Origin of the sequence: Serratia sp. OLAL2, assembly GCF_002752475.1 — a bacterium.
Lineage (GTDB): Bacteria > Pseudomonadota > Gammaproteobacteria > Enterobacterales > Enterobacteriaceae > Serratia > Serratia bockelmannii.
The window spans coordinates 1-25,995 of sequence record NZ_MSTL01000010.1 but is presented as its reverse complement, the minus strand read 5'-3'; the positions used below and the strand labels follow the sequence as shown (position 1 = coordinate 25,995).

Below are 25,995 nucleotides of genomic sequence, written 5' to 3'. Positions count from 1 at the left end.
TTACTGCATGAATTTTACTTCAGTTAGTCACTCTTCAAGACTTGATATTTTTTGCATCCGAAGATGCTGGATATCGTCTTGTGGAGTGCCCACACAGATTGTCTGATAAATTGTTAAAGAGCAGTGAGTTAGGCGCTTTCGCTTGCTAACTCGAGGTGGCGTATATTACGCTTTCCTCTTTCAGAGTCAACCCTAATTTTCAGGATTTTTTCTCTTTCTTCCCGGCCGCTGTGTGAAGTGAATCACTTGCGCCGTGTCGATGGAGGCGCATTATAGGGATCCGAGTTTTTTGCACAACCCCTTTTTTGATCTTTTCTTTCTGTTTGCACACTTTTCAGCCCTTCCGGATGGATCTTGTGCGATCAGGGCCATTTTCCGCAGGATCCGGCGCTGAGATTGGTTGTAATTCCATCGTCAGAGTCTAGTATTGCCGGTAAATATGATCCCGAGGTGAGGCAGCACTATGTCCGATGCAGTACGTTCTTATCTTCAATACACCCCTAAACTCGGTCAGCGCGTCCTGATCGATCCTTCCAGCGTCGTCATCGGCGACGTCGATCTGGCGGATGACGTCAGTATCTGGCCGCTGGTCGCCATCCGCGGCGACGTCAATGCGGTAAAGATCGGCGCACGCAGCAATATTCAGGACGGCAGCGTACTGCACGTGACTCATCGCTCCGAACATAACCCTGACGGTTATCCCCTGCTGATTGGAGAAGACGTGACCGTGGGCCATAAAGCGATGCTGCACGGCTGCGCCATCGGCAACCGAGTGCTGGTCGGTATGGGATCGATCCTGTTGGACGGTGCAGTAATAGAAGACGACGTGATGATTGGCGCCGGCAGTTTAGTGGCGCCAGGCAAACGTCTGGCCAGCGGCTATCTCTATATGGGTAGCCCGGCACGCCAGATTCGGCCGTTAACCGCCGCCGAGTTGGAAGGGTTGCTTTATTCTTCGAACAACTATGTACGCTGGAAAGATGAATACCTGTCGGAAGACATCTGACAGCCCCCCGTTCCCTATAAAGAGAACGGGGCGGGATTTATGCCGCCAGTTCGCTGCGCAGCTGGCGCAATACCGGCTCGATCTCTGGCATTACGCCGTGCCAAAGCAGGAAGGCATGCGCCGCCTGCCCCACCAGCATACCCAGCCCATCGGCATATTCCGTTGCCCCCTGCTTCTGCGCCCAGGCTAGAAACGGCGTGACGCCCTGCTGATAAAACATGTCATAGCAACGGGTTTGCGCGTTAACTACGCCCGCAGGCAACGCCGGGACCTCCCCGCTGATGCCGGACGCCGTCGCATTGATCACCAGATCGAACGCTTGCTGATCACATTGATCCATCGGCGCCGCCGAGCTCTCCCCCAGATGCCGGAAAGCGTCGGCCAACTCTTGGGCCCGGCTGAAGGTACGGTTGGTGATTGTTAACCGGCAGCCGAAAGACAGCAGCGGCAGGATCACACCGCGCGCCGCACCGCCGGCGCCCACCAGCAGAATGCGATCCTGCGGCCGGATCAATTGCTGACGCTGCAGATCGGTCAGCAAACCGATGCCGTCGGTGTTATCCCCCAATAGATCGCCATTCGGCAACACCTTCAGAGTATTGACCGCACCAGCCATCGCTGCGCGCTCGCTCAGCTCAGAAGCGGCCGAATAAGCTCGCTCCTTAAAAGGCACCGTGACGTTCGCCCCCAGCCCTCCGGCATGGATAAACGCCTGCAGGCTGGTTTCAAAACCATCCAGCGGCGCCAGCACTGTTCCATAAGGATGCTCAATGCCGGTCTGAGCAGCAAACAGCGCATGAATTCGCGGCGACTTGCTGTGGCCGATAGGGTTGCCAAATACCGCAAACTTCTCCATGCCTATTACCTCTAGCCCTGACGGATCTGTTCGCCGGTCAGAACATCTCTGATTTCGGAAGGATTAAGACGGCCGCCCACCTCGCCGGCCAATACTGGGAAAGCTTCGCCGAATTGCCGCGTAACCTCATCGGCACTGCGGCACGGCTCCAGCCCGCTGAGATTGGCGCTGGTCGACACCAGCGGCTTTCCGTACTGCCGGCACAGCAGCTGCACCAACGGATGATCGCTGACGCGCACCGCCAGCGAGCTGAAACGCCCGGTCAACAAACGCGGCGTCTCCGGGCGAGCAGGCAACACCCAGGTTACCGGCCCAGGCCAGCTGGCAAACATCGTCGTGCGCTGCTGTTCGCTGAGCGCACTGTCGTCGATATAAGGTTTAAGCTGCGCATAGTCGGCAGCGATCAGAATCAGCCCCTTTTCCCACGGCCGCTGTTTCAGCGCCAGCAATGCATTGACCGCCTGTTCGCTGTCGGGATCGCAACCCAGGCCGAATACGGCTTCGGTAGGATAGGCAATCACCTGCTGTTGATGCAAAGCATCGATGATAGATAAAAGGTTCGGGCTTAATTCTGAGTTCATGATGTGATTATTCTGTAGTCGCGACGGGTTTTCCGCACAGCTTGCTGGCGCAGCACAGGACGGGCCCTTTTGCCGTGCGCTTTTCCATCAGCAGCGGATAATGGCAATAGGCGCATTCACCGGCGACAGGTTTAACATTGAGGGCGAACTGGCATTCCGGGTAACGATCGCAGGAATGAAAAACCTTGCCGTAACGCGACTTGCGCTGAAGCAGTTTGCCTTGGCCGCACTGCGGACAGGTAATGGCGGTTTCATCAGGCTTATCGATCACTTCAGTGTGATCGCATTGCGGATAATCGCTGCATCCGATAAACATGCCATAGCGCCCCTGGCGCAGCACCAACGTCGCCTGACACTTCGGGCACGGTTGCCCATCCAACACTTTGACGATATGCCCATCTGCCTGCGCTTTCAGCGGGCGAATATATTGGCATTCAGGATACTGGGAACAGCCGAGGAAGGGGCCGTGGCGACCGCTACGGATCACCAGCTCGGCCCCGCATTCCGGGCAGGGTTCATTTTGCCTGGCGGCAAAAATCGCGTTTTTTGTCATAACGTCTTCTATGCGCGTTATCGGCTCAATGCAGATAACCTTCGTTCACTTCAAACAACAGTTCTTCCATTTGCTGATAGGCGCTTTCATATCCGGGGATATTAAACAGCACCATCAACACGACCCATTTCAGATCTTCGAGATCGAATTCCGCATTATCCAAAGCCATAACGCGATCGATAACCATTTCACGGGTTTCGAGGTTCAATACCTGAATCTGTTCCAGGAACAGGAGAAAACCACGGCAGCCGGCGTCCAAACGCGCACCTTCCTCTTCGGTATAGATCCGCATTGCCAGCGGATCGGCATCCATAAAGTAAGGGGCATTTTGACCTTCTTGCAGGTCAGCCAACTTCTCAAGCCAATTCAACGCGTTGTAGATATCATCCCGATGAAACCCCGCCTGAGCGAGATCATCGGTCAGTTGATCCTGATCGACGCGCATCTCTGGTTCATTGTGGATATAAGTTTCAAACAAGTACATGAGTACGTCGAACATGGCTTGCCCTCCTTATTCGGACATAGCCGCCGGGTACAGCTGCGATCCACCCTGCTAACTCCAGTTCGAGTAACTTGATTACCACCACTGGCACAGGTTGGCCGGCACGTTCAGCGACGACGTCAACAGGTGTCACCTCATCTCCTACGTTAGCCAACACATCGGCAAATGGCAATTCAACTTCAGCCTGCGACGCACAAATAGTTGTATTTTCGTTCAGTGACAGCCATTGAAGGCCGCTTCCCAGCAATTCGGCGATATCTTTCGGCCCGGTGACCAGATGCGCACCCTGCTGGATTAACCAATGCGTACCCTCACTCATCGGGTTTCCCAATGGCCCAGGCAAGGCGAACACCTCACGCCCCTGCTCCAACGCATAGCGAGCCGTCACCAAGGTACCGCTGCGCAGCGAAGCCTCTATGACCAGAACGCCCAGGCTGAGCCCGCTGATAATACGGTTACGGCGAGGAAAATGGTCGGCCAGAGGCAAGTCGGTGACTAAATGATCTGAAATCACAGCGCCGCCCTGCTCGGCTATCTGCTCCGCGAGCCGGCGGTGCCGGCGCGGATAGATATTGCCCAGCCCGCTACCCAACACCGCAATCGTGCAGCCACCGGCCGCCAGCACCGCACGATGGCAAATACCGTCGATGCCGATAGCCAAACCGCTGGTGATGGTGAAGCCGCAACGCGCCAATTCCTCGGCAAAATGGTTAGCCCAACGTTCGCCGTAGTGGCTGAACTGCCGGCTGCCAACCATGGCGAGCTGCGGGTGCAACAACGCCTGAGGATCGCCCTCGATCAGCAAAAATAGCGGCGCATCGTCGATCTGGGCCAGGCGTTCGGGATAGCCGGCCGCCCCATAGTTCAGCATACGGTGCGCCGGCAGCTCCAACCAACGCAGGCTGGCCGACAGATAACCGGGATCCAACTGGTTGAACTGCGTCTGCTGCCGTTCGTTCAATCCCAGCTCATGCAGCACGCGGCGAGGCTCGCAACCCATTTGCGATAGCTGCTGCACGATCCGGCTGGCCACGACGGTCTGTAGCCCCGTTACCCCTCGCATCCGTAAAGCGATCTCTTCCGGCCGCATCGTCTGTTCCCTCAGCAAAAACGGTGGTATTACCAATCTGAGCAATTGGTGCACAATGCTGTCAATCAGGTCGGGAAATGTCTAGAATAGAGGTTAAACCTCGTTCATTACTCGGATACAGATCTAAAGATATATGTCAGTCTTGCAGGTATTACATTTCCCAGACGAGCGTCTGCGCAAAGTCGCAGCGCCGGTAAAAGAAGTCAATGCAGATATCCAGCGCATCGTGGATGATATGTTTGAAACCATGTACGCAGAGGAAGGCATTGGCTTGGCTGCGACTCAGGTGGATATCCATCAGCGCATTATCGTGATCGACGTCTCCGAGAATCGCGATCAGCGCCTGGTGCTGATCAACCCGGAGCTGCTGGAAAAAAGCGGCGAAACCGGCATCGAGGAAGGCTGTCTTTCCATTCCCGAGCAGCGTGCGTTAGTGCCGCGCGCCGCGCAGGTGAAGATCCGCGCACTGGATCGTGAAGGCAAACCTTTCGAACTGGAAGCGGACGACCTGTTGGCGATCTGCATCCAGCACGAGATGGATCACCTGATGGGCAAACTGTTCGTCGATTACCTGTCGCCGCTCAAGCGTCAGCGCATTCGTCAGAAACTGGAAAAAATGGCCAAGCTTCAAGCCCGCGCCTAACCGATCAGGAAATCAACGTGTCTGACTCTTTACGGATTATTTTCGCCGGAACACCAGACTTCGCAGCGCGTCATCTTGACGCGCTGTTGTCATCTGAGCACCAGATTGTCGGCGTTTTTACCCAGCCCGACCGCCCGGCAGGCCGCGGCAACAAGCTGACGCCCAGCCCGGTCAAAGTGCTGGCCGAGCAGCACCAACTGCCGGTATTTCAGCCCAAATCGCTGCGTCCCGAAGAGAACCAGCGCCTGGTGGCCGATCTCAACGCCGACGTGATGGTGGTAGTGGCCTACGGGCTGATCCTGCCGCAGGCGGTGCTGGATATGCCGCGTCTCGGTTGCATCAACGTACATGGCTCGCTGCTGCCTCGCTGGCGCGGCGCGGCGCCGATCCAGCGTTCGCTCTGGGCCGGTGACAGCGAAACCGGCGTGACCATCATGCAGATGGACGTCGGTCTCGATACCGGTGACATGATGCACAAGATTGCTTGCCCGATTGAGAGCAGCGATACCAGCGCCAGTCTCTACGACAAGCTGGCACAGCTCGGCCCGCAGGGCATGTTGACTACGCTGCACCAAATGGCAGACGGCAGCGCCACCCGCGAAGTTCAGGATGAAGCGCTGGTCACCTACGCCGAGAAACTGAGCAAAGAAGAAGCTCGTCTGGACTGGACACTGTCCGCCGCACAGCTGGAGCGCTGCATCCGCGCCTTCAACCCTTGGCCGGTCAGCTATTTCACCATCGACGATCAACCGGTGAAAGTGTGGCAGGCCAGCGTACTGGCGCAAAGCGCCAACGCGGAGCCAGGCACCGTTGTCCATGCCGACAAGCACGGTATTCAGGTGGCGACTGCCGACGGTATCCTCAACCTGATCCAACTGCAGCCCGCCGGCAAGAAACCGATGTTGGCGCAAGACCTATTAAATTCACGTCGTGAATGGTTTACCCCGGGTAACCGGCTGTAAGTCACCCCACAGCCCGGCCGTTCATCGTCGGGCCGTTATTTTCTTAATGCCGATCGTTATCAGCTTCAGCCTATGAAAAATAATTACAATCTCCGCAGCATCGCTGCCAAAGCCATCGGCCAGGTACTGGATCAAGGGCAGTCGCTAAGCACTGTCCTGCCGGCACTGCAAACCTCCATCAGCGATAAAGACCGCGGGTTGCTGCAGGAACTGTGCTTCGGCACGTTACGTGTACTGCCGCAGCTTGAATGGTGTATTCAACAATTGATGGCCAAGCCGCTGACCGGCAAGCAGCGTACGCTGCACTATTTGCTGATGGTCGGCTTGTATCAGCTGTTGTATACCCGTATCCCGGCGCACGCCGTGCTGGCAGAAACCGTGGAAGGCGCGGTAGCGCTGAAACGCCCGCAGTTGAAAGGCCTGATTAACGGTGTCTTGCGGCAGTTCCAGCGCCAGCAGGAAGAGCTGCTACAGCGCGCTGCCAACAACGACAGCCGCTATCTGCACCCGAGCTGGTTGCTGAAACGCATTCAACAAGCTTATCCCGCCAACTGGGAACAGATCGTCGACGCCAATAACCAGAAGCCACCAATGTGGCTGCGCGTCAACCGCCTGCATCACAGCCGCGAAGCTTACCTGCAGCTGTTGACCGACACCGGCATCGCCGCGGAGCCTCATGCAGACTATGCCGACGCAGTGCGGTTGCTGGCGCCTTGCGCCGTGGCCGATCTACCTGGGTTCGCCGACGGCTGGGTCACCGTGCAAGATGCCTCAGCCCAGGGCTGTGTCGATCTGTTGGATCCGCAAGACGGCGAACAGATCCTCGATTTGTGCGCCGCTCCTGGCGGCAAAACCACGCATATTCTGGAAGCGGCGCCGAAAGCGCACGTCATGGCCGTCGATATCGACGAACAGCGTCTGGCACGGGTGAAGGAAAACCTGCAGCGCCTGCGTTTGCACGCAGAAGTTAAGCTGGGCGATGGCCGCACTCCGCAACAATGGTGCGGTGACAAACAGTTCGACCGTATCCTGTTGGACGCGCCTTGTTCCGCTACCGGCGTGATCCGCCGTCACCCCGACATCAAATGGCTGCGCCGCGATCGCGACATCGCCGAACTCGCCGCGCTTCAGGCCGAGATCCTGGAAGCCGTCTGGCCGCATCTGAAATCGGGCGGCGTGATGGTTTATGCCACCTGCTCTATCCTGCCGGATGAAAACAGCAGCCAGATCGCCGCGTTCTTGCAGCGCCACGCCGATGCCAAGCTGGTTGAAACCGGCGATGCGCAGCGGCCAGGGCGGCAGAATATCCCGCATCCCGAGGACGGCGATGGCTTCTTTTACGCTAAGCTGATTAAAATGTAATTCTTCAGGGCGTGCTCGCGCGCCCTAAGTCTTTCAGTGTGAAGCAGAGAACACGATGAAAATAATTATTCTTGGTGCCGGTCAGGTTGGCGGGACGCTGGCGGAAAACCTGGTGGGTGAAAACAACGACATCACCGTCGTCGATACCGATTCCGGCCGGTTACGTCAGCTGCAGGATAAATTCGATCTTCGGGTGGTTCAGGGACATGGCTCCCACCCTCGGGTGCTGCGCGAAGCCGGCGCAGAAGACGCCGACATGCTGGTTGCCGTCACCAACTCCGACGAAACCAACATGATCGCCTGCCAGATCGCCTATTCTCTGTTTAATACTCCCAACCGTATCGCCCGCATCCGCGCGCCGGAATACATCCGCGAGTCGGAGAAACTGTTCCTGCCGGAAGCGGTGCCAATCGACCATCTGATTTCGCCGGAGCAGCTGGTCATTGACTATATCTACAAGCTGATTGAGTACCCCGGGGCCCTACAGGTGGTCAACTTCGCAGAAGGCAAGGTCAGCATCGCCGCGGTTAAAGCCTATTACGGCGGCCCGCTGGTCGGCAATGCGCTCTCTTCAATGCGCGAACACATGCCGCATATTGACACCCGCGTCGCCGCTATTTTCCGCCAGGATCGGCCGATCCGTCCGCAAGGCTCGACCATTATCGAAGCCGGTGATGAAGTGTTCTTCGTCGCCGCCTCACAGCACATCCGCGCGGTGATGAGCGAACTGCAGCGGCTGGAAAAACCGTATAAGCGCATCATGATCGTCGGCGGCGGCAACGTCGGCGCCGGCCTGGCCGCCAAACTAGAAAAAGACTACAACGTCAAACTGATCGAGCGGAATCAGCAACGCGCCGCCGAACTCGCCGAACAGCTGCACGATACCATCGTGTTCTACGGCGATGCCTCCGATCAGGAACTGCTGGCCGAAGAGCACGTCGAGCAGGTGGATGTTTTCATCGCCATCACCAACGACGATGAGGCCAACATCATGTCCGCCATGCTGGCTAAGCGCATGGGCGCCAAGAAGGTAATGGTATTGATCCAGCGCCGCGCCTATGTCGATCTGGTGCAGGGCAGCGTGATTGATATCGCCATTTCGCCGCAGCAGGCGACCATCTCCGCCCTGTTGGGGCACGTGCGCAAAGCGGATATCGTCAGCGTTTCGTCGCTGCGCCGCGGCGTGGCGGAAGCGATCGAGGCGATTGCCCACGGCGATGAAAGCACCTCCAAAGTGGTCGGCCGCATCGTCGAAGATATCAAGTTGCCACCGGGGACGACCATCGGTGCGATCGTGCGTGGCGACGACGTGATCATTGCCAACGGCAATAGCAAAATCGAACAGGGCGATCACGTCATCATGTTTATTACCGACAAGAAATTCGTGCCTGACGTTGAACGCTTGTTCCAACCGAGCCCGTTCTTCTTGTAGAACGAATTTATTTGGCTATGGTCTATAATCGCGTGGTTGTTCTCTGCCTTGGGAGGAGATAAAACTTCTCTCCTTTTGTGGCAAAGGGAAATTGCTTTGTTAAACTTGAGTTATTAATTCTGCAAGGGGTGCGTTCTATGAGTATGTTGAAAGAGTTTCGCGAATTTGCCATGCGTGGCAACGTGGTCGATCTGGCCGTCGGTGTGATTATCGGTGCCGCATTCGGCAAGATCGTTTCGTCCTTCGTGGCTGATATCATCATGCCACCGCTGGGCTTACTGATCGGCGGCGTCGACTTTAAACAGTTCCATCTGGTATTACGTGAAGCTCAGGGCGCCGTACCGGCGGTGGTAATGAACTACGGTTCATTCATCCAAACCGTATTCGACTTCGTGATTGTCGCCTTCGCCATCTTCCTGGCGATTAAATTGATGAACAAAATGCGCCGCAAACAAGAAGAAGTGCCCGCAGCGCCGCCGGCACCTACCGCAGAAGAGAAACTGCTGACGGAAATCCGTGATTTGCTGAGCCAGCAACAGCAGCCAAAACTGTAAGACAGCGTTTGGTTATGCCAATAAAAAGCCACCTGATGAAGGTGGCTTTTTTAATACTTAAAACCAGAAGGCCAGTGGTAAATTATCGCTTGATAGTTTACCACTGGCCTCCCAGTTACCGCCTTTGTTGTGTTTTTCTTTACGCCGATAGCTGCCTTTACCTTTCACATTCTTTTCTACCCGCTGACGGAATAGAGGATCATGCAGCAGCGCCTCAATGGCGTTATCTTGAATCTGGCCTTTGGTGTGACGATATTTCGTCATGATAATGCTCCTGTAAAATATGAGGGATAAAACGGGGCGATAATACTGCCGGCAATATAAAAATTAAAGTGCCGTCAGCAACCTTTTTTGCCTTTGTCATCGCTGGCGCCCTGTTCCAAAGCTTCCAGGATCGAACAATAATTGCTGGTATGGGCAGTGCCACAGCAGGCGTCGCTCAGCCGCTTCAACGATTCACGCATACGCGTCAGCTCAGCCAACTTGCTTTCCACTTCGCTCAGGCGCGCATCAACGATCGACTTTGACTCCTGGCAGGTATGATGCTCAGGATCGACGCGGATCGACAGCAGCTCAGCGATCGTTTCCAGAGTAAATCCCAACTGCTTAGCATAGCGAATAAAGCGCAGCCGTTGAAGATCCTGCTCGGTGTAGAGTCGATAACCGCCCTCGGTGCGGACATTGTGATCCATCATGCCCTGCTTTTCATAGTAACGCACGGTATCAGGCGTTACTTCGGCAAGCTTGGCCAACTGACCTATCTTGAACATTACTGCTCCTCTCGGGTGAACTTGCCATCCAGTGCGCATTGATATTCACCATGCAAGAAATCCGTGCTCATCCCAGCCTGACGCAATCGATGTTCCAACAGCAACATGCGCTTGCTGAGATCGACATAGTCTGGATGCTCACTGTTGATCCCTTGCAGTAAGCGAGCAACAGTTAGCGCCTCTTTGCGATCTTCCAGTTCCGGTGGCAAGTAACCGGCATTTTTCAGCAGACGGCAACCGGCGCGCAGTTCAGCCGGCACCGCGCTATCGTCTTCCAGCGCTAATGGTTGTCCCTGGCCGGGCAAATTGTCGAACTCGCCTTTATCTTGGGCATCAAGGATATGACGTTCCGCCCATTGATCGAGCAACCCCATGGCAAACAGCCTCGGTTAGCCTAATGATTAAGCCTTAGCATAGCGGATAGGGGCGAGGATCTTAAGCACAGCGGGGGAATTGCGCACATTTGGCTGGATTTGGACGTAAAAAAACCGGGCAAGCCCGGTTTTTTTACGCGTCTACAGATTACTCTGCAGTTGCCACTTCTGCTTGAGACTCAGCACGATCAACCAGCTCGATGTATGCCATCGGCGCGTTGTCGCCTGCGCGGAAGCCACACTTCAGAATGCGAGTGTAACCACCGGCACGGCTCGCGAAACGCGGGCCCAGCTCGTTAAACAGTTTTGCCACGATCTCGTTATCACGAGTACGGGCGAATGCCAGACGACGATTAGCTACGCTGTCGGTCTTGGCAAGAGTAATCAGCGGCTCAACAACGCGACGCAGCTCTTTTGCTTTTGGCAGGGTCGTCTTGATGATCTCATGACGAACCAAAGAGCCGGCCATGTTACGGAACATAGCCTGGCGATGGCTGCTGTTACGGTTCAGTTGACGACCACTCTTACGATGGCGCATGACCTTATCCTTCTCAGTAAAACCTTAACCTGTGATCCGGTTACTCGTCAGCAATGCTTGCCGGCGGCCAGTTTTCCAGGCGCATGCCCAGAGACAGACCACGTGAGGCCAGCACGTCTTTAATCTCGGTAAGAGATTTTTTACCCAGGTTTGGCGTTTTCAGCAACTCAACCTCGGTACGCTGTACCAGATCACCGATGTAGTGGATAGCTTCTGCCTTGAGGCAGTTAGCAGAGCGGACAGTCAATTCCAGATCGTCAACAGGGCGCAGCAAGATCGGATCGAACTCTGGTTTCTCTTCTTTAACTTCCGGCTGACGTACATCACGCAGGTCAACGAAAGCTTCAAGTTGTTCAGCCAGAATGGTGGCCGCACGGCGGATCGCCTCTTCAGGATCGATCGTGCCATTGGTCTCCATCTCGATGACCAGCTTATCCAAGTCAGTACGCTGTTCTACACGCGCAGCTTCAACATTGTAGGCGATACGCTCTACAGGGCTGTAGCAGGCGTCAACCAACAGACGACCGATTGGGCGCTCATCTTCTTCCGAATGAATTCGGGCAGAAGCCGGCACATAACCGCGACCGCGCTGAACTTTGATACGCATGCTGATAGCCGCGTTCTCATCAGTCAGGTGGCAAATCACGTGCTGAGGCTTGACGATTTCGACATCACCATCATGGGTGATGTCGGCAGCGGTCACAGGGCCAATGCCAGATTTATTCAGGGTAAGAATAACTTCGTCTTTGCCTTGAACTCTCACCGCCAGCCCTTTCAGGTTGAGCAGGATCTCCAGGATATCTTCCTGTACGCCTTCTTTGGTGCTGTACTCATGCAGTACACCATCAATCTCAACCTCGGTCACCGCGCAACCCGGCATAGATGAAAGCAGAATACGGCGCAGTGCGTTGCCAAGAGTATGGCCAAAGCCACGCTCTAAAGGCTCAAGGGTCACCTTGGCGTGCGTCGAACTGACTTGCTCGATATCTACCAGGCGCGGTTTTAGAAACTCTGTCACAGAACCCTGCATTGTGTCCTCTCTTTGGTACTAAGCTTTACTTGGAGTAAAGCTCGACGATCAGGTGTTCGTTAATGTCCGCAGACAGATCGGTACGTTCAGGCATACGCTTGAACACGCCTTCCATCTTAGCAGCATCAACTTCCAGCCAAGTCGGCTTTTCACGCTGCTCAGCCAGCTCCAGAGAAGCTTTAACACGAGACTGCTTTTTAGCTTTCTCGCGGATGCTGACTACGTCATTCGGAGATACCTGATAAGAAGCGATGTTAACAACGTGACCGTTTACCATAACTGCTTTGTGGCTAACCAGCTGACGTGACTCTGCACGAGTAGCGCCGAAGCCCATACGGTAAACAACGTTGTCCAGACGACCTTCCAGCAGCTGCAACAGGTTTTCACCGGTGTTGCCCTTCAGGCGGGTTGCTTCTTTGTAATAGTTACGGAATTGACGCTCCAGAATGCCGTACATACGGCGAACTTTCTGCTTCTCACGCAACTGAACACCGTAATCAGACAGACGCGGTTTACGCGCACCGTGCTGACCAGGTGCTTGTTCAATTTTACACTTGGAATCGATCGCGCGAACGCCAGACTTAAGGAACAGGTCTGTGCCCTCACGACGGCTCAGCTTGAGCTTAGGACCCAAATATCTTGCCATTTTCTTTCTCCAACAATCCTAAAAGCTGCGTTACACGCGGCGCTTTTTCGGCGGACGACAACCGTTATGAGGGATCGGAGTCACATCAGTAATATTAGTGATGCGGAAACCAGCCGCGTTCAGAGCGCGGATAGTAGACTCACGACCAGGACCAGGTCCTTTAACCATAACTTCCAGGTTCTTGATACCGTATTCTTTTACTGCGTCGGCACAACGTTCTGCTGCAACCTGTGCTGCGAACGGAGTGGACTTACGAGAACCACGGAAACCGGAACCACCGGCTGTTGCCCAACCCAAAGCATTACCCTGACGATCAGTGATGGTAACGATGGTGTTGTTGAAAGAAGCATGGATATGAGCCACGCCGTCAGAGACTTGCTTTCTTACACGCTTACGTGTACGAACAGGTGCCTTTGCCATTATTCAATAACCCCGATTATTTCTTGATCGGCTTGCGCGGACCCTTACGGGTACGAGCGTTGGTCTTGGTGCGCTGACCGCGTACCGGCAGACCACGACGATGACGCAAACCACGATAGCAACCAAGGTCCATAAGACGCTTGATGCTCAGGGTAATTTCACGACGCAAATCACCCTCAACGGTGTATTTGGCAACTGCATCACGAAGCTTTTCGATTTGCTCTTCAGACAGCTCACTGATCTTAACATTTTCAGCAATACCCGTGGATGCACAGATAGCCTGTGAACGGGTTTTACCGATACCGAAGATCGACGTTAAGGCGATAACGGTATGTTTATGATCAGGAATGTTAATGCCTGCTATACGGGCCACTATGCACTCCTACTATTTTATACAGCAACACCATTCTGAAAAGCCCGTTTTCAGGATACTCAAATAATGTTGCAGTGCGACATACAAAAGATTGGCTGGCTAATCTAGCCAGCTCAACCCAACTTTGCAAGAAAAATATGCGAGATAATCAGCCTTGACGCTGTTTATGCTTCGGCTCGGCGCTGCAAATCACACGAACGACACCGTTACGCTTAACGATTTTGCAGTTACGACATAATTTCTTGACGGAAGCACGAACTTTCATTTTTACTCTCCGTAACTTCTCAAACGAATCTGACTAGCGGTTATAGCCTTTCAGATTTGCTTTCTTCAATGCAGACTCGTACTGACTTGACATCATCAGAGTTTGCACTTGAGCCATAAAGTCCATGATGACGACAACCACGATCAGTAGCGAGGTACCACCAAAGTAGAATGGTACTTTCATTGCATCACGCATGAACTCCGGGATCAGGCAGATGAAAGTAATGTACATCGCGCCCACCAGGGTTAAACGCGTCATTACTTTATCGATATACTTCGCCGTTTGCTCTCCCGGACGAATTCCTGGTACGAAGGCACCGGACTTCTTCAGGTTATCTGCTGTCTCACGCGGGTTGAAAACCAACGCCGTGTAGAAGAAACAGAAGAAGATGATTGCAGACGCATAGAGTAACACATAAAGCGGTTGCCCTGGCTGCAAATACAGCGAAATCGTAGTCAGCCAGTTCCAACCGGTACCGCCCCCAAACCATGATGCAATCGTGGCCGGGAACAGAATAATGCTGGAAGCGAAAATCGCCGGGATAACACCCGCCATGTTCACTTTCAACGGTAAATGTGTACTCTGTGCTGCATAAACACGACGACCTTGTTGACGCTTCGCATAGTTAACGACGATACGACGTTGACCACGCTCGATGAAAACAACGAAGAAGGTTACTGCAAACACCAATACTGCAACCAACAGCAGCAGGAGGAAGTGCAGGTCGCCTTGCCGCGCTTGCTCGATAGTATGGGCCACTGCCGGCGGGAGCCCCGCTACAATACCCGCGAAGATAATGATCGAGATACCGTTGCCGATACCGCGCTCAGTAATCTGCTCACCCAGCCACATCAGGAACATTGTCCCGGTTACCAGGCTCACAACCGCAGTAAAGTAGAATGCAAAGCCTGGATTTAACACCAGGCCCTGCATACCAGGCATATTCGGCAGACCGGTAGCAATACCAATCGACTGGAATATGGCCAATACCAGCGTACCGTAACGGGTGTACTGGCTAATCTTGCGACGGCCAGCCTCCCCTTCTTTCTTGATTTCCGCCAACGCTGGATGAACCACCGTCAGCAGCTGGATAATGATCGATGCCGAGATATACGGCATGATCCCCAGAGCAAAGATAGAAGCACGGCTGAGGGCACCACCAGAGAACATGTTAAACATTTCAATGATAGTGCCTCTCTGCTGCTCAAGCAATTTGGCAAGCACAGTGGCATCGATACCAGGAATCGGAATGAAAGAGCCGATGCGGAAGACAATCAGCGCGCCGATGACAAACAAAAGTCTGCGCTTCAGCTCGCCGAGCCCGCCTTTAGCACTTTGAAAATCTAATCCTGGTTGCTTAGCCATCTGCTACTTATTCCTCAATTTTACCGCCAGCAGCCTCGATAGCAGCACGAGCGCCTTTGGTGACACGCAGACCACGCAGGGTTACCGGACGAGCGACTTCGCCAGAAAGTACAACTTTCGCGAATTCGATCTGGACACCAACTACGTTAGCGGCTTTCAGCGCGTTCAGGTCGATAACATCGCCTTCAACCAGAGCCAGTTCAGACAGACGAACTTCTGCCGTGATCATCGCTTTGCGTGAAGTGAAGCCGAATTTCGGCAGACGACGGTACAGAGGCATCTGACCACCTTCAAAACCACGACGTACGCCACCGCCAGAACGAGACTTCTGACCTTTGTGACCACGGCCGCCGGTTTTACCCAGGCCAGAACCAATACCACGACCTACACGCTTAGGCGCATGCTTGGCACCTTCAGCCGGAGACAGAGTATTTAAACGCATCTGTTACTCCTCAACTTTAACCATGTAGGAAACCAGGTTGACCATACCGCGAACAGCAGGAGTATCCTCGCGCTCTACGGTGTGACCAATACGACGCAGACCCAGACCGAGCAGAGTAGCTTTATGCTTCGGCAGACGGCCAATTGAGCTGCGAGTTTGTGTAACTTTAATAGTCTTAGCCATGGTCAATTACCCCAGAATGTCGGCAACGGATTTACCACGCTTAGCAGCGACCATTTCAGGAGACTTCATATTCGCCAGAGCGTCGATAGTTGCACGAACCACGTTGATCGGGTTGGTGGAACCATAAGCTTTAGCCAATACGTTGTGCACCCCAGCAACTTCGAGAACGGCGCGCATTGCACCACCCGCGATGATACCGGTACCTTCATGAGCAGGCTGCATGAACACGCGAGAACCCGTGTGAGCGCCCTTAACAGGGTGCTGCAGGGTGCCGCTGTTCAGCGCGACGTTCATCATGTTGCGACGGGCTTTTTCCATCGCTTTCTGGATCGCTGCTGGAACTTCGCGTGCTTTGCCGTAGCCAAAACCAACGCGACCGTTACCATCACCAACTACAGTCAGTGCGGTAAAGCTGAAAATACGGCCACCTTTTACGGTTTTAGATACGCGGTTTACCGCGATCAGCTTTTCCTGCAGTTCGCCAGCTTGTTTTTCGATGTGAGCCATCTTAAACCTCTTCCTTAGAACTGAAGGCCAGCTTCACGGGCAGCATCTGCCAGTGCCTGGACTCGACCATGATATTGGAAACCGGAACGGTCAAAGGATACTTTCGCAATCCCTTTTTCCAACGCGCGCTCAGCCAGAGCTTTACCTACGGCTGCTGCTGCGTCTTTGTTACCGGAATACTTCAGTTGCTCCGCGATAGCTTTTTCTAAAGTAGAAGCGGCTACCAGTACTTCAGAACCGTTTGGAGCAATCACCTGTGCGTAAATATGACGCGGGGTACGATGTACCACCAGGCGGGTTGCACCCAGCTCTTGGAGCTTGCGGCGTGCGCGGGTCGCACGACGGATACGAGCAGATTTCTTATCCATAGTGTTACCTTACTTCTTCTTAGCCTCTTTGGTACGCACGACTTCGTCGGCGTAACGAACACCTTTGCCTTTGTAAGGCTCAGGACGACGGTAAGCGCGCAGATCTGCTGCTACCTGGCCAATAACCTGCTTATCAGCGCCTTTCAGCACGATCTCAGTTTGGCTTGGGCATTCAGCAGTGATACCTGCCGGCAGCTGGTGATCGATAGGGTGAGAGAAGCCCAGGGCCAAATTCACCACGTTGCCTTTAACGGCAGCACGATAACCAACACCTACCAGTTGAAGCTTTTTGGTGAAGCCTTCGGTAACACCAACAACCATTGCGTTCAGCAGAGCGCGCGTGGTACCCGCTTGAGCCCATGCGTTAGCAAAACCTTCGCGCGGAGCGAAAGTCAGTGCGTTAGCTTCTTGCTTCACTTCAACGGCGTCGTGGATAGTACGAGTCAACTCGCCGTTTTTACCCTTAATCGAAATAACCTGACCGTTGAGTTTTACCTCTACGCCGGCAGGAATGACGACGGGTGCTTTTGCAACACGAGACATTCTTTCCTCCCGAATTAAGCTACGTAGCAGATAATCTCGCCACCAAGACCAGCCTGGCGAGCTGCACGATCGGTCATAACACCTTTAGAGGTAGAAACAACAGCGATACCCAAACCGGCCATAACTTTTGGCAGCTCATCTTTTTTCTTGTAGATGCGCAGACCTGGACGGCTGATACGTTGAATGCTTTCTACCACAGCTTTGCCCTGGAAGTACTTCAGTACCAGTTCCAGAACAGGCTTGGCGTCGCCTTCGATTTTGAAATCTTCAATAAAACCTTCTTCCTTCAGCACGTTGGCAATTGCCACTTTCAGCTTGGAGGAAGGCATGGTGACCGCAACTTTGTTCGCGGCTTGACCGTTACGGATACGGGTCAGCATATCCGCGATCGGATCTTGCATGCTCATCTGTCTTTACTCCCGTGATTCAATTGGTAATTACCAGCTAGCCTTTTTCAAGCCTGGTACTTCACCGCGCATAGCGGCTTCACGAAGCTTAATACGGCTCAACCCGAATTTGCCCACATAACCATGTGGACGGCCAGTTTGGCGGCAGCGTTTACGCTGACGAGACGGGCTGGAATCACGCGGCAGAGTTTGCAGCTTGAGAACGGCATTCCAACGATCTTCATCGGATGCGTTCACATCAGAGATAATAGCTTTCAGTTCAGCGCGTTTTGCAAAGAACTTGTCAGCTAATTTCACGCGCTTGACTTCGCGTGCTTTCATTGATTGCTTAGCCATCAGTAACCCTGCCTTACTTGCGGAACGGGAAGTTAAAAGCAGCCAGCAGCGCGCGGCCTTCATCATCAGATTTCGCAGTAGTGGTAATGGTAATATCCAAACCACGAACGCGATCGACTTTGTCGTAGTCGATTTCTGGGAAGATGATTTGCTCACGCACGCCCATGCTGTAGTTGCCACGGCCATCGAATGACTTGGCGGACAGGCCACGGAAGTCACGGATACGTGGAACAGCAATGGAGATCAGACGCTCAAAGAACTCCCACATGCGTTCGCCACGCAGAGTTACTTTACAGCCGATCGGATAGCCCTGACGGATTTTGAAGCCTGCAACAGATTTGCGGGCTTTGGTGATCAACGGTTTTTGACCGGAGATAGCTGCCAGGTCCGCTGCGGCGTTATCCAGCAGTTTCTTGTCAGCAATCGCTTCACCAACACCCATGTTCAGGGTGATCTTCTCGACCCGAGGGACTTGCATGACAGAGTTGTAATCAAACTGAGACATCAGTTGTTTGACTACCTCGTCTTTGTAGTAATCATGCAGTTTCGCCATCGTATTACTCCAAATTACTTGATAGTTTCGCTGTTAGACTTGAAGAAACGGACTTTTTTGCCGTCTTCGAATCTAAAGCCTACACGGTCAGCCTTGCCGGTAGCCGCGTTGAAGATAGCAATGTTAGAAACCTGAATTGCAGCTTCTTTTTCAACAATGCCGCCTGGTTGGTTCAGAGCCGGAACCGGCTTCTGGTGTTTCTTAACCAGGTTGATGCCTTCAACAATGACCTTGCCAGCAGACAGGACATTTTTTACTTTACCGCGCTTACCTTTGTCTTTCCCGGTAATCACGATAACTTCGTCATCACGACGGATCTTCGCTGCCATGTTCGCTCCTTAGAGTACTTCTGGTGCCAGAGAGATAATTTTCATGAACTTCTCATTACGCAGTTCACGAGTTACCGGCCCAAAAATACGCGTACCGATAGGCTGCTCGCTGTTATTGTTCAAAATAACGCATGCATTGCCATCGAAGCGAATGACAGAACCGTCCGGGCGACGTACACCCTTCTTGGTGCGCACCACTACCGCCTTCAGAACATCGCCTTTCTTCACCTTACCGCGAGGAATTGCTTCCTTGATGGTAATTTTGATGATGTCGCCGACGCCTGCGTAGCGACGGTGCGAGCCACCTAGAACCTTGATACACATTACGCGACGTGCACCGGAGTTGTCGGCGACGTTCAGCATAGTCTGTTCTTGGATCATTTTAGTGCTCCGCTAATGTCAACTACTACTTTAAAGACCCAAGTAAAAATTAGGCCGTTGAAAAGCCCCATAACCGAGGGCGCAGCATTATAACACCGCTTACTTGGTATGGGTAGAAAAAATAAACGGCTCATTTTCTGAGCCGTTTATTAAGTGAGAGCCAGCTACTCTATTACAGAATCGCTTTCTCTACAACGCGAACCAACGTCCAGGACTTAGTCTTGGACAGTGGGCGGCATTCGCGGATTTCCACCACGTCGCCGGTACCACATTCGTTGTTCTCGTCATGTACGTGCAGCTTGGTCGTACGTTTGATGAATTTCCCATAGATCGGGTGCTTCACAGTACGTTCGATAGCAACAACGATGGATTTCTCCATTTTATCGCTAACAACACGACCCTGCAGGGTACGGATAACTTCAGTCATTTACACACCCGCCTTTTGAGTCAGTAAAGTCTTAACGCGTGCGACGTCACGACGCACTTGTTTCAACAGGTGAGTTTGTTGCAGCTGGCCACTGGCCGCCTGCATGCGCAAGTTGAATTGCTCACGCAGCAGGTTGAGCAGCTCGGCATTCAGCTCTTCAACGCTTTTTTCACGCAGCTCTTGTGCTTTCATTACATCACCGTCTTAGTTACAAAGGTGGTTTTGATCGGCAGTTTCGCTGCTGCCAGTTTGAATGCCTCGCGGGCAACCTCTTCTGGCACGCCGTCCATTTCGTACAGGACCTTACCAGGCTGGATCAGGGCAACCCAATACTCCACGTTACCCTTACCTTTACCCATACGCACTTCCAGCGGCTTCTCGGTGATCGGTTTGTCCGGGAATACACGGATCCAGATCTTGCCTTGACGCTTAACTGCACGAGTCATTGCACGACGAGCTGCTTCGATTTGACGAGCAGTCAGACGGCCACGGCCAACAGCTTTCAGACCGAAAGTGCCGAAGCTAACATCCGTACCTTGCGCCAGACCACGGTTGCGGCCCTTGTGCACCTTACGGAATTTTGTACGCTTTGGTTGTAACATCAGCGACTCTCCTTACTTGCGGCCTTTACGCTGCTGCTTTTTAGGTTGAGCAGCCGGTTCCGGTTGTTCAACTGCAGCCATACCACCCAGGATCTCACCTTTGAAGATCCATACCTTAACGCCGATTACACCATAAGTGGTGTGCGCTTCAGATGTGTTGTAGTCGATGTCCGCACGCAGAGTGTGCAATGGAACACGACCTTCGCGGTACCATTCGGTACGTGCGATTTCAGCGCCGCCAAGACGGCCGCTTACTTCAACTTTGATACCTTTAGCGCCAAGACGCATTGCGTTCTGTACTGCACGCTTCATAGCACGACGGAACATAACGCGACGTTCCAGCTGAGAAGTGATGCTGTCAGCAACCAATTTAGCGTCGAGTTCCGGTTTACGGACTTCGGCGATGTTGATCTGTGCAGGAACGCCAGCGATGTCCGCTACGACCTTGCGCAGTTTTTCGACGTCTTCACCTTTCTTGCCGATAACGATGCCTGGGCGAGCAGTGTGAATGGTCACACGGATGCTCTTCGCAGGACGCTCGATAACGATGCGAGAAACGGAAGCTTTCGACAGTTCCTTAGTCAGGAATTGACGAACTTTAAAGTCGCTGTCCAGGTTGTCAGCGAATTCTTTGGTATTCGCATACCAAGTAGAGTTCCAAGGTTTGACAATACCCAGGCGAATACCATTAGGATGTACTTTCTGACCCATTGCTAGTCTCCAGAGTCTCAGCGATCGGACACAACCACAGTAATGTGGCTGGTGCGCTTCAGGATGCGATCTGCACGACCTTTCGCACGCGGCATAATGCGCTTCATGCTTGGGCCTTCGTCTACGAAGATTTTCGTAACTTTCAGATCATCGATGTCAGCGCCATCGTTGTGTTCTGCGTTAGCAATGGCAGACTCCAGCACTTTCTTAACCAGACCAGCAGCTTTCTTGTTGGTGTAGGTCAGAGTTTCCAGAGCTTGCGACACTTTCTTACCGCGAATCAGGTCAGCAACAAGGCGAACCTTCTGAGCAGAAGAACGAGCGTGGCGATGTTTAGCGATAGTTTCCATCTCTTCCTCCTACCTTAGCGCTTTTTAGCTTTTTTATCAGCCGCATGGCCGCGATAAGTACGAGTCGGCGCGAATTCACCCAGTTTGTGACCGACCATTTCATCGGAAACGAACACTGGTACGTGCTGACGACCATTATGGACAGCGATGGTCAAACCGATCATGTTAGGAAAGATCGTTGAACGACGGGACCAAGTGCGCAAAGGCTTCTTGTCACCGCTTTCCACCGCTTTCTCTACCTTCTTCAGCAAGTGCAGGTCAATAAAAGGACCTTTCTTGAGAGAACGTGGCATGGCTTATCCTCTAATTATTTTTTGCTACGGCGACGTACGATGAACTTATCAGTACGCTTGTTGCTACGGGTCTTCTTACCTTTGGTCTGAACGCCCCACGGAGTTACCGGGTGCTTACCAAAGTTACGACCTTCACCACCACCGTGCGGGTGATCTACCGGGTTCATCGCCGTACCGCGAACGGTAGGACGAACACCACGCCAACGTGCAGCACCTGCTTTACCCAGAACGCGAAGCATGTGTTCAGCGTTACCGACTTCACCCAGGGTGGCGCGGCAATCAGCTGGAACTTTACGCATTTCGCCAGAGCGCAGACGCAGAGTTACGTAGGAACCATCACGAGCAACGATCTGAACGTAGGCACCAGCGGAGCGAGCCATCTGGCCGCCTTTACCTGGTTTCATTTCTACGTTGTGAACCGTTGAACCAACTGGAATGTTGCGCATCGGCAGGGTATTGCCCGCTTTGATTGCAGCATCAACGCCAGATTGAATCTGGTCACCAGCTTTCAGGCCTTTCGGCGCCAGGATGTAACGGCGTTCGCCGTCTTTGTACAGAACCAGCGCGATGTTCGCGGAACGGTTCGGATCGTACTCCAGACGCTCAACCACAGCAGGGATACCGTCTTTGTTGCGCTTGAAGTCAACCAGACGATAATGTTGCTTGTGGCCACCACCGATATGACGGGTGGTGATACGGCCATTGTTGTTACGACCACCGCTTTTGCTCAGTTTTTCCAGCAGCGGGGCATAAGGTTTACCCTTGTGCAGCTCAGGGTTAACCACTTTAACAACGTGGCGACGACCCGGAGATGTAGGTTTACATTTAACAATTGCCATTGTTCTTACTCCTCCGACTTACTCTGCGCCGCCGATGAAGTCCAGATTCTGGCCTTCTTTCAGGGTGACGTAAGCTTTTTTCCAGTCGCTACGACGACCAACACGCTGACCGTGACGCTTCACTTTCCCTTTAACTACCAGGGTGTTCACGTCTTCGACTTCGACTTCAAACAGTTTCTGCACTGCAGCTTTGATTTCTGCTTTGGTCGCGTCTTTGGCAACTTTGAGAACGATGGTGTTGCTTTTTTCCATCGCAGCGGATGCTTTTTCAGATACGTGCGGTGCACGCAGCACTTTCAGCAAACGTTCTTCACGGATCATGCCAGCATCTCCTCAACTTGCTTCACAGCATCAGCAGTCATAACCACTTTGTCGAAGGCGATCAGGCTAACCGGATCGATACCTGCTACATCGCGCACGTCAACCTTGTACAGGTTGCGAGCTGCCAGGAACAGATTCTCATCCAGTTCACCGGTCACGATCAGCACGTCTTCCAGAGCCATATCTTTCAGTTTCTGTGCCAGCAGCTTAGTTTTAGGCGCTTCTACAGAGAACTTCTCGACAACGATCAGACGATCTTGACGTACCAGCTCGGACAGGATGCTTTTCAGCGCGCCGCGGTACATCTTTTTGTTTACTTTCTGACTGTGGTCCTGTGGCTTAGCAGCAAAGGTCACGCCGCCTGAACGCCAGATCGGGCTCTTTACAGAACCTGAACGCGCACGGCCGGTGCCTTTCTGACGCCATGGCTTTTTGCCGGAACCAGTTACTTCAGCACGGGTCTTCTGAGCACGGGTACCTTGACGGGCACCTGCTGCATAAGCAACAACAACCTGGTGTACCAGCGCTTCGTTGAAATCACGACCGAAGGTAGTTTCGGAAACAGTCAGCGCGCTTTGCGCGTCTTTCAATACTAATTCCATTGCTATCCCCTTACGCCTTCACAGCTGGTTTAACGATCAGGTTGCCACCGGTTGCGCCCGGTACAGCACCCTTAACCAGCAGCAGGTTGCGCTCAGCGTCAACACGTACTACGTCCAGGCTCTGAACGGTTACGCGCTCATCACCCAGGTGGCCAGCCATTTTCTTGCCTTTGAACACTTTGCCCGGAGTCTGGTTCTGACCGATAGAACCCGGAACGCGGTGAGACAAGGAGTTACCGTGGGTAGCGTCTTGGGTACGGAAGTTCCAGCGCTTAACAGTGCCAGCAAAACCTTTACCTTTAGAAGTACCGGTAACATCGACTTTTTTAACGTCAGCGAAGATTTCTACGCTAATTTCCTGACCTGCAGCGAACTCTTGACCTTCTTCAAGGCGGAATTCCCACAGACCACGGCCAGCTTCAACGCCAGCTTTAGCGAAATGGCCCGCTTCCGGCTTGGTTACACGGTTAGCTTTTTTGCTACCAGTGGTAACCTGAACGGCACGGTAACCGTCGGTGTCCAGGCTTTTAACCTGAGTCACGCGGTTCGCTTCAATTTCAATTACGGTTACTGGGATAGAAACGCCATCTTCAGTGAAGATACGGGTCATACCCACTTTTTTACCGACTAAACCAATCATTGTTTCAACCTCTCAATCGCTCAATGACCTGATTAACCCAGGCTGATCTGCACGTCTACACCGGCAGCCAGATCCAGACGCATCAGAGCATCAACGGTTTTCTCGGTTGGCTCAACGATGTCAACCAGACGCTTGTGAGTGCGAATCTCGTACTGATCGCGCGCGTCTTTGTTGACGTGCGGAGAGATCAGAACGGTAAAGCGCTCTTTGCGAGTTGGCAGCGGGATCGGACCACGGACTTGCGCACCAGTGCGCTTTGCAGTCTCGACGATTTCCGCGGTTGATTGATCGATCAGACGATGATCAAACGCTTTCAGGCGGATACGGATTCTTTGGTTCTGCATGAGACCAGAGCTCCAATTATTTATAAACGTAAATAATTACTCCTCACACCCATTTCGATTGATGGGGGAGTGTAATCGTCAACATATAACCCCCATATCGGGAGTATTGTTCGAAAGGCAAAAAAGGCCTGCCAATCGACTGATTCGCTAAAATCAGGCTTACCAAGATTAGGTAAGCCCGCGCATTATACGCAAAATGGCCCAGGAAGCAAGCCGCAGTTGGAAATATGCTCAGGAAATCGTCATTTTTGCGCGTTCAGTGTCAGTTTGCGGGTTAGCACGGTGAGCAGGGAATGAATTATGCTTAGGGTGGGTTGAGCTCTCCCCTGCCCCGCCGTGAAAACGGCCGCCGGCAGGAGAGGCAATGGCGAATAGGCTGAAGGCTTTACTCTTTGCGCTCCAAAATCTGGGCCTGGGCATAGTTTTGAATACCCAGGCGAGCGATGAGGTCCAGCTCGGTTTCCAGCCAGTCGATATGCTCTTCTTCATCGGCCAGGATATCGATCATCAAATCGCGGCTGACATAATCGTGAATAGAATCGGCATAGGCGATACCTTCACGCAGGTTCTTGGCACCTGCCAGCTCCAGAGCCAGATCGGAACGCAGCATCTCTTCAATGTCTTCGCCGATGTTCAGCTTGCCGAGATCTTGCAGGTTAGGAAGCCCTTCCAGGAACAGGATACGCTCGATGTAGCGATCGGCATGTTTCATTTCGTCGATCGACTCGTGGTATTCCTTGTCGTTGAGGCGCATTAAGCCCCAATTCTTGAACATGCGGGCGTGCAGGAAATATTGATTGATGGCAACCAGCTCGTTGCCGAGCAGCTTGTTGAGGTGAGCAATGATCTTTTTATCGCCTTTCATAGGTAACTCCTCCTGGCCAGTTCTAAAAGTGTAGAACCTGTAAGCCAAGAGTCAAAAATAACCTTACCCTTTGTTAGGCAACTTCATGCATTGGGATGATAGTTCCGCGTTCCTCCACCATAATCTGTCTTGCCTGACGAATGCACTTTCCACAATCGGTACCAATCGGCACAAGTTCACGCAGCTGCTTCATGGTATGGGGATTGTGCTGACGCACCGCATTACGGATCGCTTTGTCAGTCACCGCATTACACAGACATACATACATAGAGAGACTCACTTCTTAACCAATGCATTGAGTCTAAATAGGAATGGTTTTTATTTCAATTAAGATTTGAGCAAATTGCATAAAAAAAGGGCACCGAAGTGCCCCTTTTTTGTGTCGAAAAATTATTCGCGATTAAGCGATAACTTTAGCAACAACACCTGCGCCTACAGTACGGCCGCCTTCACGGATTGCGAAACGCAGACCGTCGTCCATCGCGATTGGGTGAATCAGGGTGACAACCATGTTCACGTTGTCGCCTGGCATTACCATCTCTACGCCTTCTGGCAGTTCGATGGTACCGGTCACGTCAGTGGTACGGAAGTAGAACTGTGGACGGTAGCCTTTGAAGAATGGCGTGTGAC

The 25,995-nt window shown here is 53.0% G+C and carries 44 protein-coding genes and 1 pseudogene; 6 read left to right on the top strand and 39 right to left on the bottom strand.

Annotation, left to right across the window (positions count from 1 at the left end; translation table 11 throughout):
- Positions 1-463: 463 nt before the first annotated feature.
- Positions 464-1,006, top strand: a complete 543-nt coding sequence (locus tag BVU99_RS08505; RefSeq protein ID WP_025304486.1) for a gamma carbonic anhydrase family protein — start codon at positions 464-466, stop codon at positions 1,004-1,006.
- 37 nt (positions 1,007-1,043) lie between these two features.
- Here BVU99_RS08505 and aroE read toward each other — a convergent pair whose 3' ends face one another.
- The 5 genes from aroE to dprA are packed head-to-tail and all read right to left on the bottom strand — an operon-like array spanning position 1,044 to position 4,588.
- Positions 1,044-1,862 (bottom strand): shikimate dehydrogenase, encoded by an 819-nt coding sequence (aroE, locus tag BVU99_RS08500; RefSeq protein WP_099817690.1) that lies wholly within the window; start codon positions 1,860-1,862, stop codon positions 1,044-1,046.
- An 11-nt stretch (positions 1,863-1,873) separates the two neighbouring features.
- Positions 1,874-2,443, bottom strand: a complete 570-nt coding sequence (gene tsaC / locus BVU99_RS08495; protein WP_049203938.1) for an L-threonylcarbamoyladenylate synthase type 1 TsaC — start codon at positions 2,441-2,443, stop codon at positions 1,874-1,876.
- A 7-nt stretch (positions 2,444-2,450) separates the two neighbouring features.
- On the bottom strand, positions 2,451-2,996 hold the full coding sequence (locus tag BVU99_RS08490; protein WP_025304489.1) for a type I DNA topoisomerase: 546 nt from the start codon (positions 2,994-2,996) through the stop codon (positions 2,451-2,453).
- A 25-nt stretch (positions 2,997-3,021) separates the two neighbouring features.
- The gene (smg, locus tag BVU99_RS08485) at positions 3,022-3,495 is read right to left on the bottom strand and encodes a DUF494 family protein Smg (protein ID WP_025160381.1); all 474 of its coding nucleotides are present in this window, start codon (positions 3,493-3,495) and stop codon (positions 3,022-3,024) included.
- Positions 3,467-4,588, bottom strand: a complete 1,122-nt coding sequence (gene dprA / locus BVU99_RS08480; protein WP_060435312.1) for a DNA-protecting protein DprA — start codon at positions 4,586-4,588, stop codon at positions 3,467-3,469. Before dprA ends, smg begins: the two co-directional genes overlap by 29 nt.
- Before the next feature lie 133 nt (positions 4,589-4,721).
- Between dprA and def the strand changes: the two genes are divergently transcribed.
- The 5 genes from def (at position 4,722) to mscL (ending at position 9,541) form a co-directional block, all read left to right on the top strand.
- Positions 4,722-5,231 carry a peptide deformylase gene (gene def, locus BVU99_RS08475; protein ID WP_015379260.1) on the top strand — a complete coding sequence of 170 codons (510 nt, stop codon included), beginning with the start codon at positions 4,722-4,724 and terminating at the stop codon, positions 5,229-5,231.
- Positions 5,232-5,248: 17 nt separating this feature from the next.
- Positions 5,249-6,193 carry a methionyl-tRNA formyltransferase gene (fmt, locus tag BVU99_RS08470; protein WP_025304491.1) on the top strand — a complete coding sequence of 315 codons (945 nt, stop codon included), beginning with the start codon at positions 5,249-5,251 and terminating at the stop codon, positions 6,191-6,193.
- Positions 6,194-6,265: 72 nt separating this feature from the next.
- Positions 6,266-7,555 (top strand): 16S rRNA (cytosine(967)-C(5))-methyltransferase RsmB, encoded by a 1,290-nt coding sequence (gene rsmB / locus BVU99_RS08465; protein ID WP_099817689.1) that lies wholly within the window; start codon positions 6,266-6,268, stop codon positions 7,553-7,555.
- A 55-nt stretch (positions 7,556-7,610) separates the two neighbouring features.
- Complete coding sequence (trkA, locus tag BVU99_RS08460; RefSeq protein WP_004929716.1) at positions 7,611-8,987, top strand: Trk system potassium transporter TrkA; 1,377 nt, start codon at positions 7,611-7,613, stop codon at positions 8,985-8,987.
- A 137-nt stretch (positions 8,988-9,124) separates the two neighbouring features.
- Entirely contained in the window at positions 9,125-9,541 is a 417-nt protein-coding gene (mscL, locus tag BVU99_RS08455) for a large-conductance mechanosensitive channel protein MscL (RefSeq protein WP_049208534.1), read from the top strand.
- A gap of 57 nt (positions 9,542-9,598) precedes the next feature.
- Here the strand turns inward: mscL and BVU99_RS08450 are convergent, their stop codons facing one another.
- The 34 genes and pseudogenes from BVU99_RS08450 to tuf all read right to left on the bottom strand — a co-directional run.
- Positions 9,599-9,805, bottom strand: a complete 207-nt coding sequence (locus tag BVU99_RS08450; RefSeq protein ID WP_033639242.1) for an alternative ribosome-rescue factor A — start codon at positions 9,803-9,805, stop codon at positions 9,599-9,601.
- A 74-nt stretch (positions 9,806-9,879) separates the two neighbouring features.
- A complete protein-coding gene (zntR, locus tag BVU99_RS08445) occupies positions 9,880-10,311 on the bottom strand; it encodes a Zn(2+)-responsive transcriptional regulator (protein WP_016930321.1) in 432 nt (143 codons plus the stop codon).
- Positions 10,311-10,685, bottom strand: coding sequence for a DUF1992 domain-containing protein (locus BVU99_RS08440; protein ID WP_099817688.1), 375 nt, complete (start codon positions 10,683-10,685; stop codon positions 10,311-10,313). The genes zntR and BVU99_RS08440 overlap by 1 nt, the downstream gene beginning before the upstream one ends.
- Positions 10,686-10,833: 148 nt before the next feature.
- A complete protein-coding gene (rplQ, locus tag BVU99_RS08435; RefSeq protein WP_004929726.1) occupies positions 10,834-11,223 on the bottom strand; it encodes a 50S ribosomal protein L17 in 390 nt (129 codons plus the stop codon).
- Between the two features lie 40 nt (positions 11,224-11,263).
- A complete protein-coding gene (rpoA, locus tag BVU99_RS08430) occupies positions 11,264-12,253 on the bottom strand; it encodes a DNA-directed RNA polymerase subunit alpha (RefSeq protein WP_002919219.1) in 990 nt (329 codons plus the stop codon).
- A 25-nt stretch (positions 12,254-12,278) separates the two neighbouring features.
- Positions 12,279-12,899: a 30S ribosomal protein S4 gene (rpsD, locus tag BVU99_RS08425; protein ID WP_025304496.1), complete on the bottom strand. Its 621-nt coding sequence runs from the start codon at positions 12,897-12,899 to the stop codon at positions 12,279-12,281.
- A 30-nt stretch (positions 12,900-12,929) separates the two neighbouring features.
- Complete coding sequence (rpsK, locus tag BVU99_RS08420) at positions 12,930-13,319, bottom strand: 30S ribosomal protein S11 (RefSeq protein ID WP_004929731.1); 390 nt, start codon at positions 13,317-13,319, stop codon at positions 12,930-12,932.
- 16 nt (positions 13,320-13,335) lie between these two features.
- A complete protein-coding gene (rpsM, locus tag BVU99_RS08415; protein WP_004929734.1) occupies positions 13,336-13,692 on the bottom strand; it encodes a 30S ribosomal protein S13 in 357 nt (118 codons plus the stop codon).
- A gap of 148 nt (positions 13,693-13,840) precedes the next feature.
- Entirely contained in the window at positions 13,841-13,957 is a 117-nt protein-coding gene (rpmJ, locus tag BVU99_RS08410) for a 50S ribosomal protein L36 (RefSeq protein ID WP_002227352.1), read from the bottom strand.
- 33 nt (positions 13,958-13,990) lie between these two features.
- Positions 13,991-15,322: a preprotein translocase subunit SecY gene (gene secY, locus BVU99_RS08405; protein WP_004929740.1), complete on the bottom strand. Its 1,332-nt coding sequence runs from the start codon at positions 15,320-15,322 to the stop codon at positions 13,991-13,993.
- 7 nt (positions 15,323-15,329) lie between these two features.
- Positions 15,330-15,764, bottom strand: coding sequence for a 50S ribosomal protein L15 (gene rplO, locus BVU99_RS08400; RefSeq protein WP_004929742.1), 435 nt, complete (start codon positions 15,762-15,764; stop codon positions 15,330-15,332).
- A 3-nt stretch (positions 15,765-15,767) separates the two neighbouring features.
- Positions 15,768-15,947 carry a 50S ribosomal protein L30 gene (rpmD, locus tag BVU99_RS08395; protein ID WP_048232028.1) on the bottom strand — a complete coding sequence of 60 codons (180 nt, stop codon included), beginning with the start codon at positions 15,945-15,947 and terminating at the stop codon, positions 15,768-15,770.
- Between the two features lie 6 nt (positions 15,948-15,953).
- The gene (gene rpsE, locus BVU99_RS08390) at positions 15,954-16,454 is read right to left on the bottom strand and encodes a 30S ribosomal protein S5 (RefSeq protein WP_004929747.1); all 501 of its coding nucleotides are present in this window, start codon (positions 16,452-16,454) and stop codon (positions 15,954-15,956) included.
- 14 nt (positions 16,455-16,468) lie between these two features.
- Complete coding sequence (gene rplR / locus BVU99_RS08385) at positions 16,469-16,822, bottom strand: 50S ribosomal protein L18 (protein ID WP_004929748.1); 354 nt, start codon at positions 16,820-16,822, stop codon at positions 16,469-16,471.
- Between the two features lie 9 nt (positions 16,823-16,831).
- Positions 16,832-17,365 carry a 50S ribosomal protein L6 gene (rplF, locus tag BVU99_RS08380; RefSeq protein ID WP_004929751.1) on the bottom strand — a complete coding sequence of 178 codons (534 nt, stop codon included), beginning with the start codon at positions 17,363-17,365 and terminating at the stop codon, positions 16,832-16,834.
- A gap of 14 nt (positions 17,366-17,379) precedes the next feature.
- Positions 17,380-17,772 carry a 30S ribosomal protein S8 gene (rpsH, locus tag BVU99_RS08375; protein ID WP_004929753.1) on the bottom strand — a complete coding sequence of 131 codons (393 nt, stop codon included), beginning with the start codon at positions 17,770-17,772 and terminating at the stop codon, positions 17,380-17,382.
- A 30-nt stretch (positions 17,773-17,802) separates the two neighbouring features.
- A complete protein-coding gene (gene rpsN / locus BVU99_RS08370) occupies positions 17,803-18,108 on the bottom strand; it encodes a 30S ribosomal protein S14 (protein WP_004929754.1) in 306 nt (101 codons plus the stop codon).
- Positions 18,109-18,121: 13 nt separating this feature from the next.
- The gene (gene rplE / locus BVU99_RS08365; RefSeq protein WP_004929756.1) at positions 18,122-18,661 is read right to left on the bottom strand and encodes a 50S ribosomal protein L5; all 540 of its coding nucleotides are present in this window, start codon (positions 18,659-18,661) and stop codon (positions 18,122-18,124) included.
- Positions 18,662-18,675: 14 nt separating this feature from the next.
- On the bottom strand, positions 18,676-18,990 hold the full coding sequence (rplX, locus tag BVU99_RS08360) for a 50S ribosomal protein L24 (protein ID WP_004929758.1): 315 nt from the start codon (positions 18,988-18,990) through the stop codon (positions 18,676-18,678).
- Between the two features lie 9 nt (positions 18,991-18,999).
- Positions 19,000-19,371, bottom strand: coding sequence for a 50S ribosomal protein L14 (rplN, locus tag BVU99_RS08355; protein WP_000613954.1), 372 nt, complete (start codon positions 19,369-19,371; stop codon positions 19,000-19,002).
- Between the two features lie 172 nt (positions 19,372-19,543).
- Complete coding sequence (gene rpsQ, locus BVU99_RS08350; RefSeq protein WP_004929760.1) at positions 19,544-19,798, bottom strand: 30S ribosomal protein S17; 255 nt, start codon at positions 19,796-19,798, stop codon at positions 19,544-19,546.
- On the bottom strand, positions 19,799-19,990 hold the full coding sequence (gene rpmC / locus BVU99_RS08345) for a 50S ribosomal protein L29 (protein ID WP_004929762.1): 192 nt from the start codon (positions 19,988-19,990) through the stop codon (positions 19,799-19,801).
- On the bottom strand, positions 19,990-20,400 hold the full coding sequence (gene rplP, locus BVU99_RS08340; RefSeq protein ID WP_004929764.1) for a 50S ribosomal protein L16: 411 nt from the start codon (positions 20,398-20,400) through the stop codon (positions 19,990-19,992). Before rplP ends, rpmC begins: the two co-directional genes overlap by 1 nt.
- Before the next feature lie 12 nt (positions 20,401-20,412).
- Positions 20,413-21,111, bottom strand: coding sequence for a 30S ribosomal protein S3 (gene rpsC / locus BVU99_RS08335; RefSeq protein ID WP_004929766.1), 699 nt, complete (start codon positions 21,109-21,111; stop codon positions 20,413-20,415).
- A gap of 17 nt (positions 21,112-21,128) precedes the next feature.
- Positions 21,129-21,461 (bottom strand): 50S ribosomal protein L22, encoded by a 333-nt coding sequence (rplV, locus tag BVU99_RS08330; RefSeq protein WP_002223844.1) that lies wholly within the window; start codon positions 21,459-21,461, stop codon positions 21,129-21,131.
- 14 nt (positions 21,462-21,475) lie between these two features.
- On the bottom strand, positions 21,476-21,754 hold the full coding sequence (gene rpsS, locus BVU99_RS08325; protein ID WP_004929772.1) for a 30S ribosomal protein S19: 279 nt from the start codon (positions 21,752-21,754) through the stop codon (positions 21,476-21,478).
- Between the two features lie 14 nt (positions 21,755-21,768).
- Positions 21,769-22,593 carry a 50S ribosomal protein L2 gene (rplB, locus tag BVU99_RS08320; RefSeq protein WP_004929775.1) on the bottom strand — a complete coding sequence of 275 codons (825 nt, stop codon included), beginning with the start codon at positions 22,591-22,593 and terminating at the stop codon, positions 21,769-21,771.
- 18 nt (positions 22,594-22,611) lie between these two features.
- The gene (gene rplW / locus BVU99_RS08315; RefSeq protein WP_004951179.1) at positions 22,612-22,914 is read right to left on the bottom strand and encodes a 50S ribosomal protein L23; all 303 of its coding nucleotides are present in this window, start codon (positions 22,912-22,914) and stop codon (positions 22,612-22,614) included.
- Positions 22,911-23,516 carry a 50S ribosomal protein L4 gene (rplD, locus tag BVU99_RS08310; protein WP_004929779.1) on the bottom strand — a complete coding sequence of 202 codons (606 nt, stop codon included), beginning with the start codon at positions 23,514-23,516 and terminating at the stop codon, positions 22,911-22,913. The genes rplW and rplD overlap by 4 nt, the downstream gene beginning before the upstream one ends.
- A 10-nt stretch (positions 23,517-23,526) precedes the next feature.
- Positions 23,527-24,156, bottom strand: a complete 630-nt coding sequence (gene rplC / locus BVU99_RS08305; protein WP_015379265.1) for a 50S ribosomal protein L3 — start codon at positions 24,154-24,156, stop codon at positions 23,527-23,529.
- A gap of 32 nt (positions 24,157-24,188) precedes the next feature.
- Positions 24,189-24,500, bottom strand: coding sequence for a 30S ribosomal protein S10 (rpsJ, locus tag BVU99_RS08300; protein ID WP_001181005.1), 312 nt, complete (start codon positions 24,498-24,500; stop codon positions 24,189-24,191).
- A 385-nt stretch (positions 24,501-24,885) separates the two neighbouring features.
- Positions 24,886-25,365 carry a bacterioferritin gene (bfr, locus tag BVU99_RS08295; protein WP_019456183.1) on the bottom strand — a complete coding sequence of 160 codons (480 nt, stop codon included), beginning with the start codon at positions 25,363-25,365 and terminating at the stop codon, positions 24,886-24,888.
- Positions 25,366-25,438: 73 nt separating this feature from the next.
- A complete protein-coding gene (gene bfd, locus BVU99_RS08290; protein ID WP_015379266.1) occupies positions 25,439-25,633 on the bottom strand; it encodes a bacterioferritin-associated ferredoxin in 195 nt (64 codons plus the stop codon).
- A gap of 132 nt (positions 25,634-25,765) precedes the next feature.
- Positions 25,766-25,995 (bottom strand): annotated as a pseudogene (gene tuf / locus BVU99_RS08285) (elongation factor Tu); the annotation flags it as partial.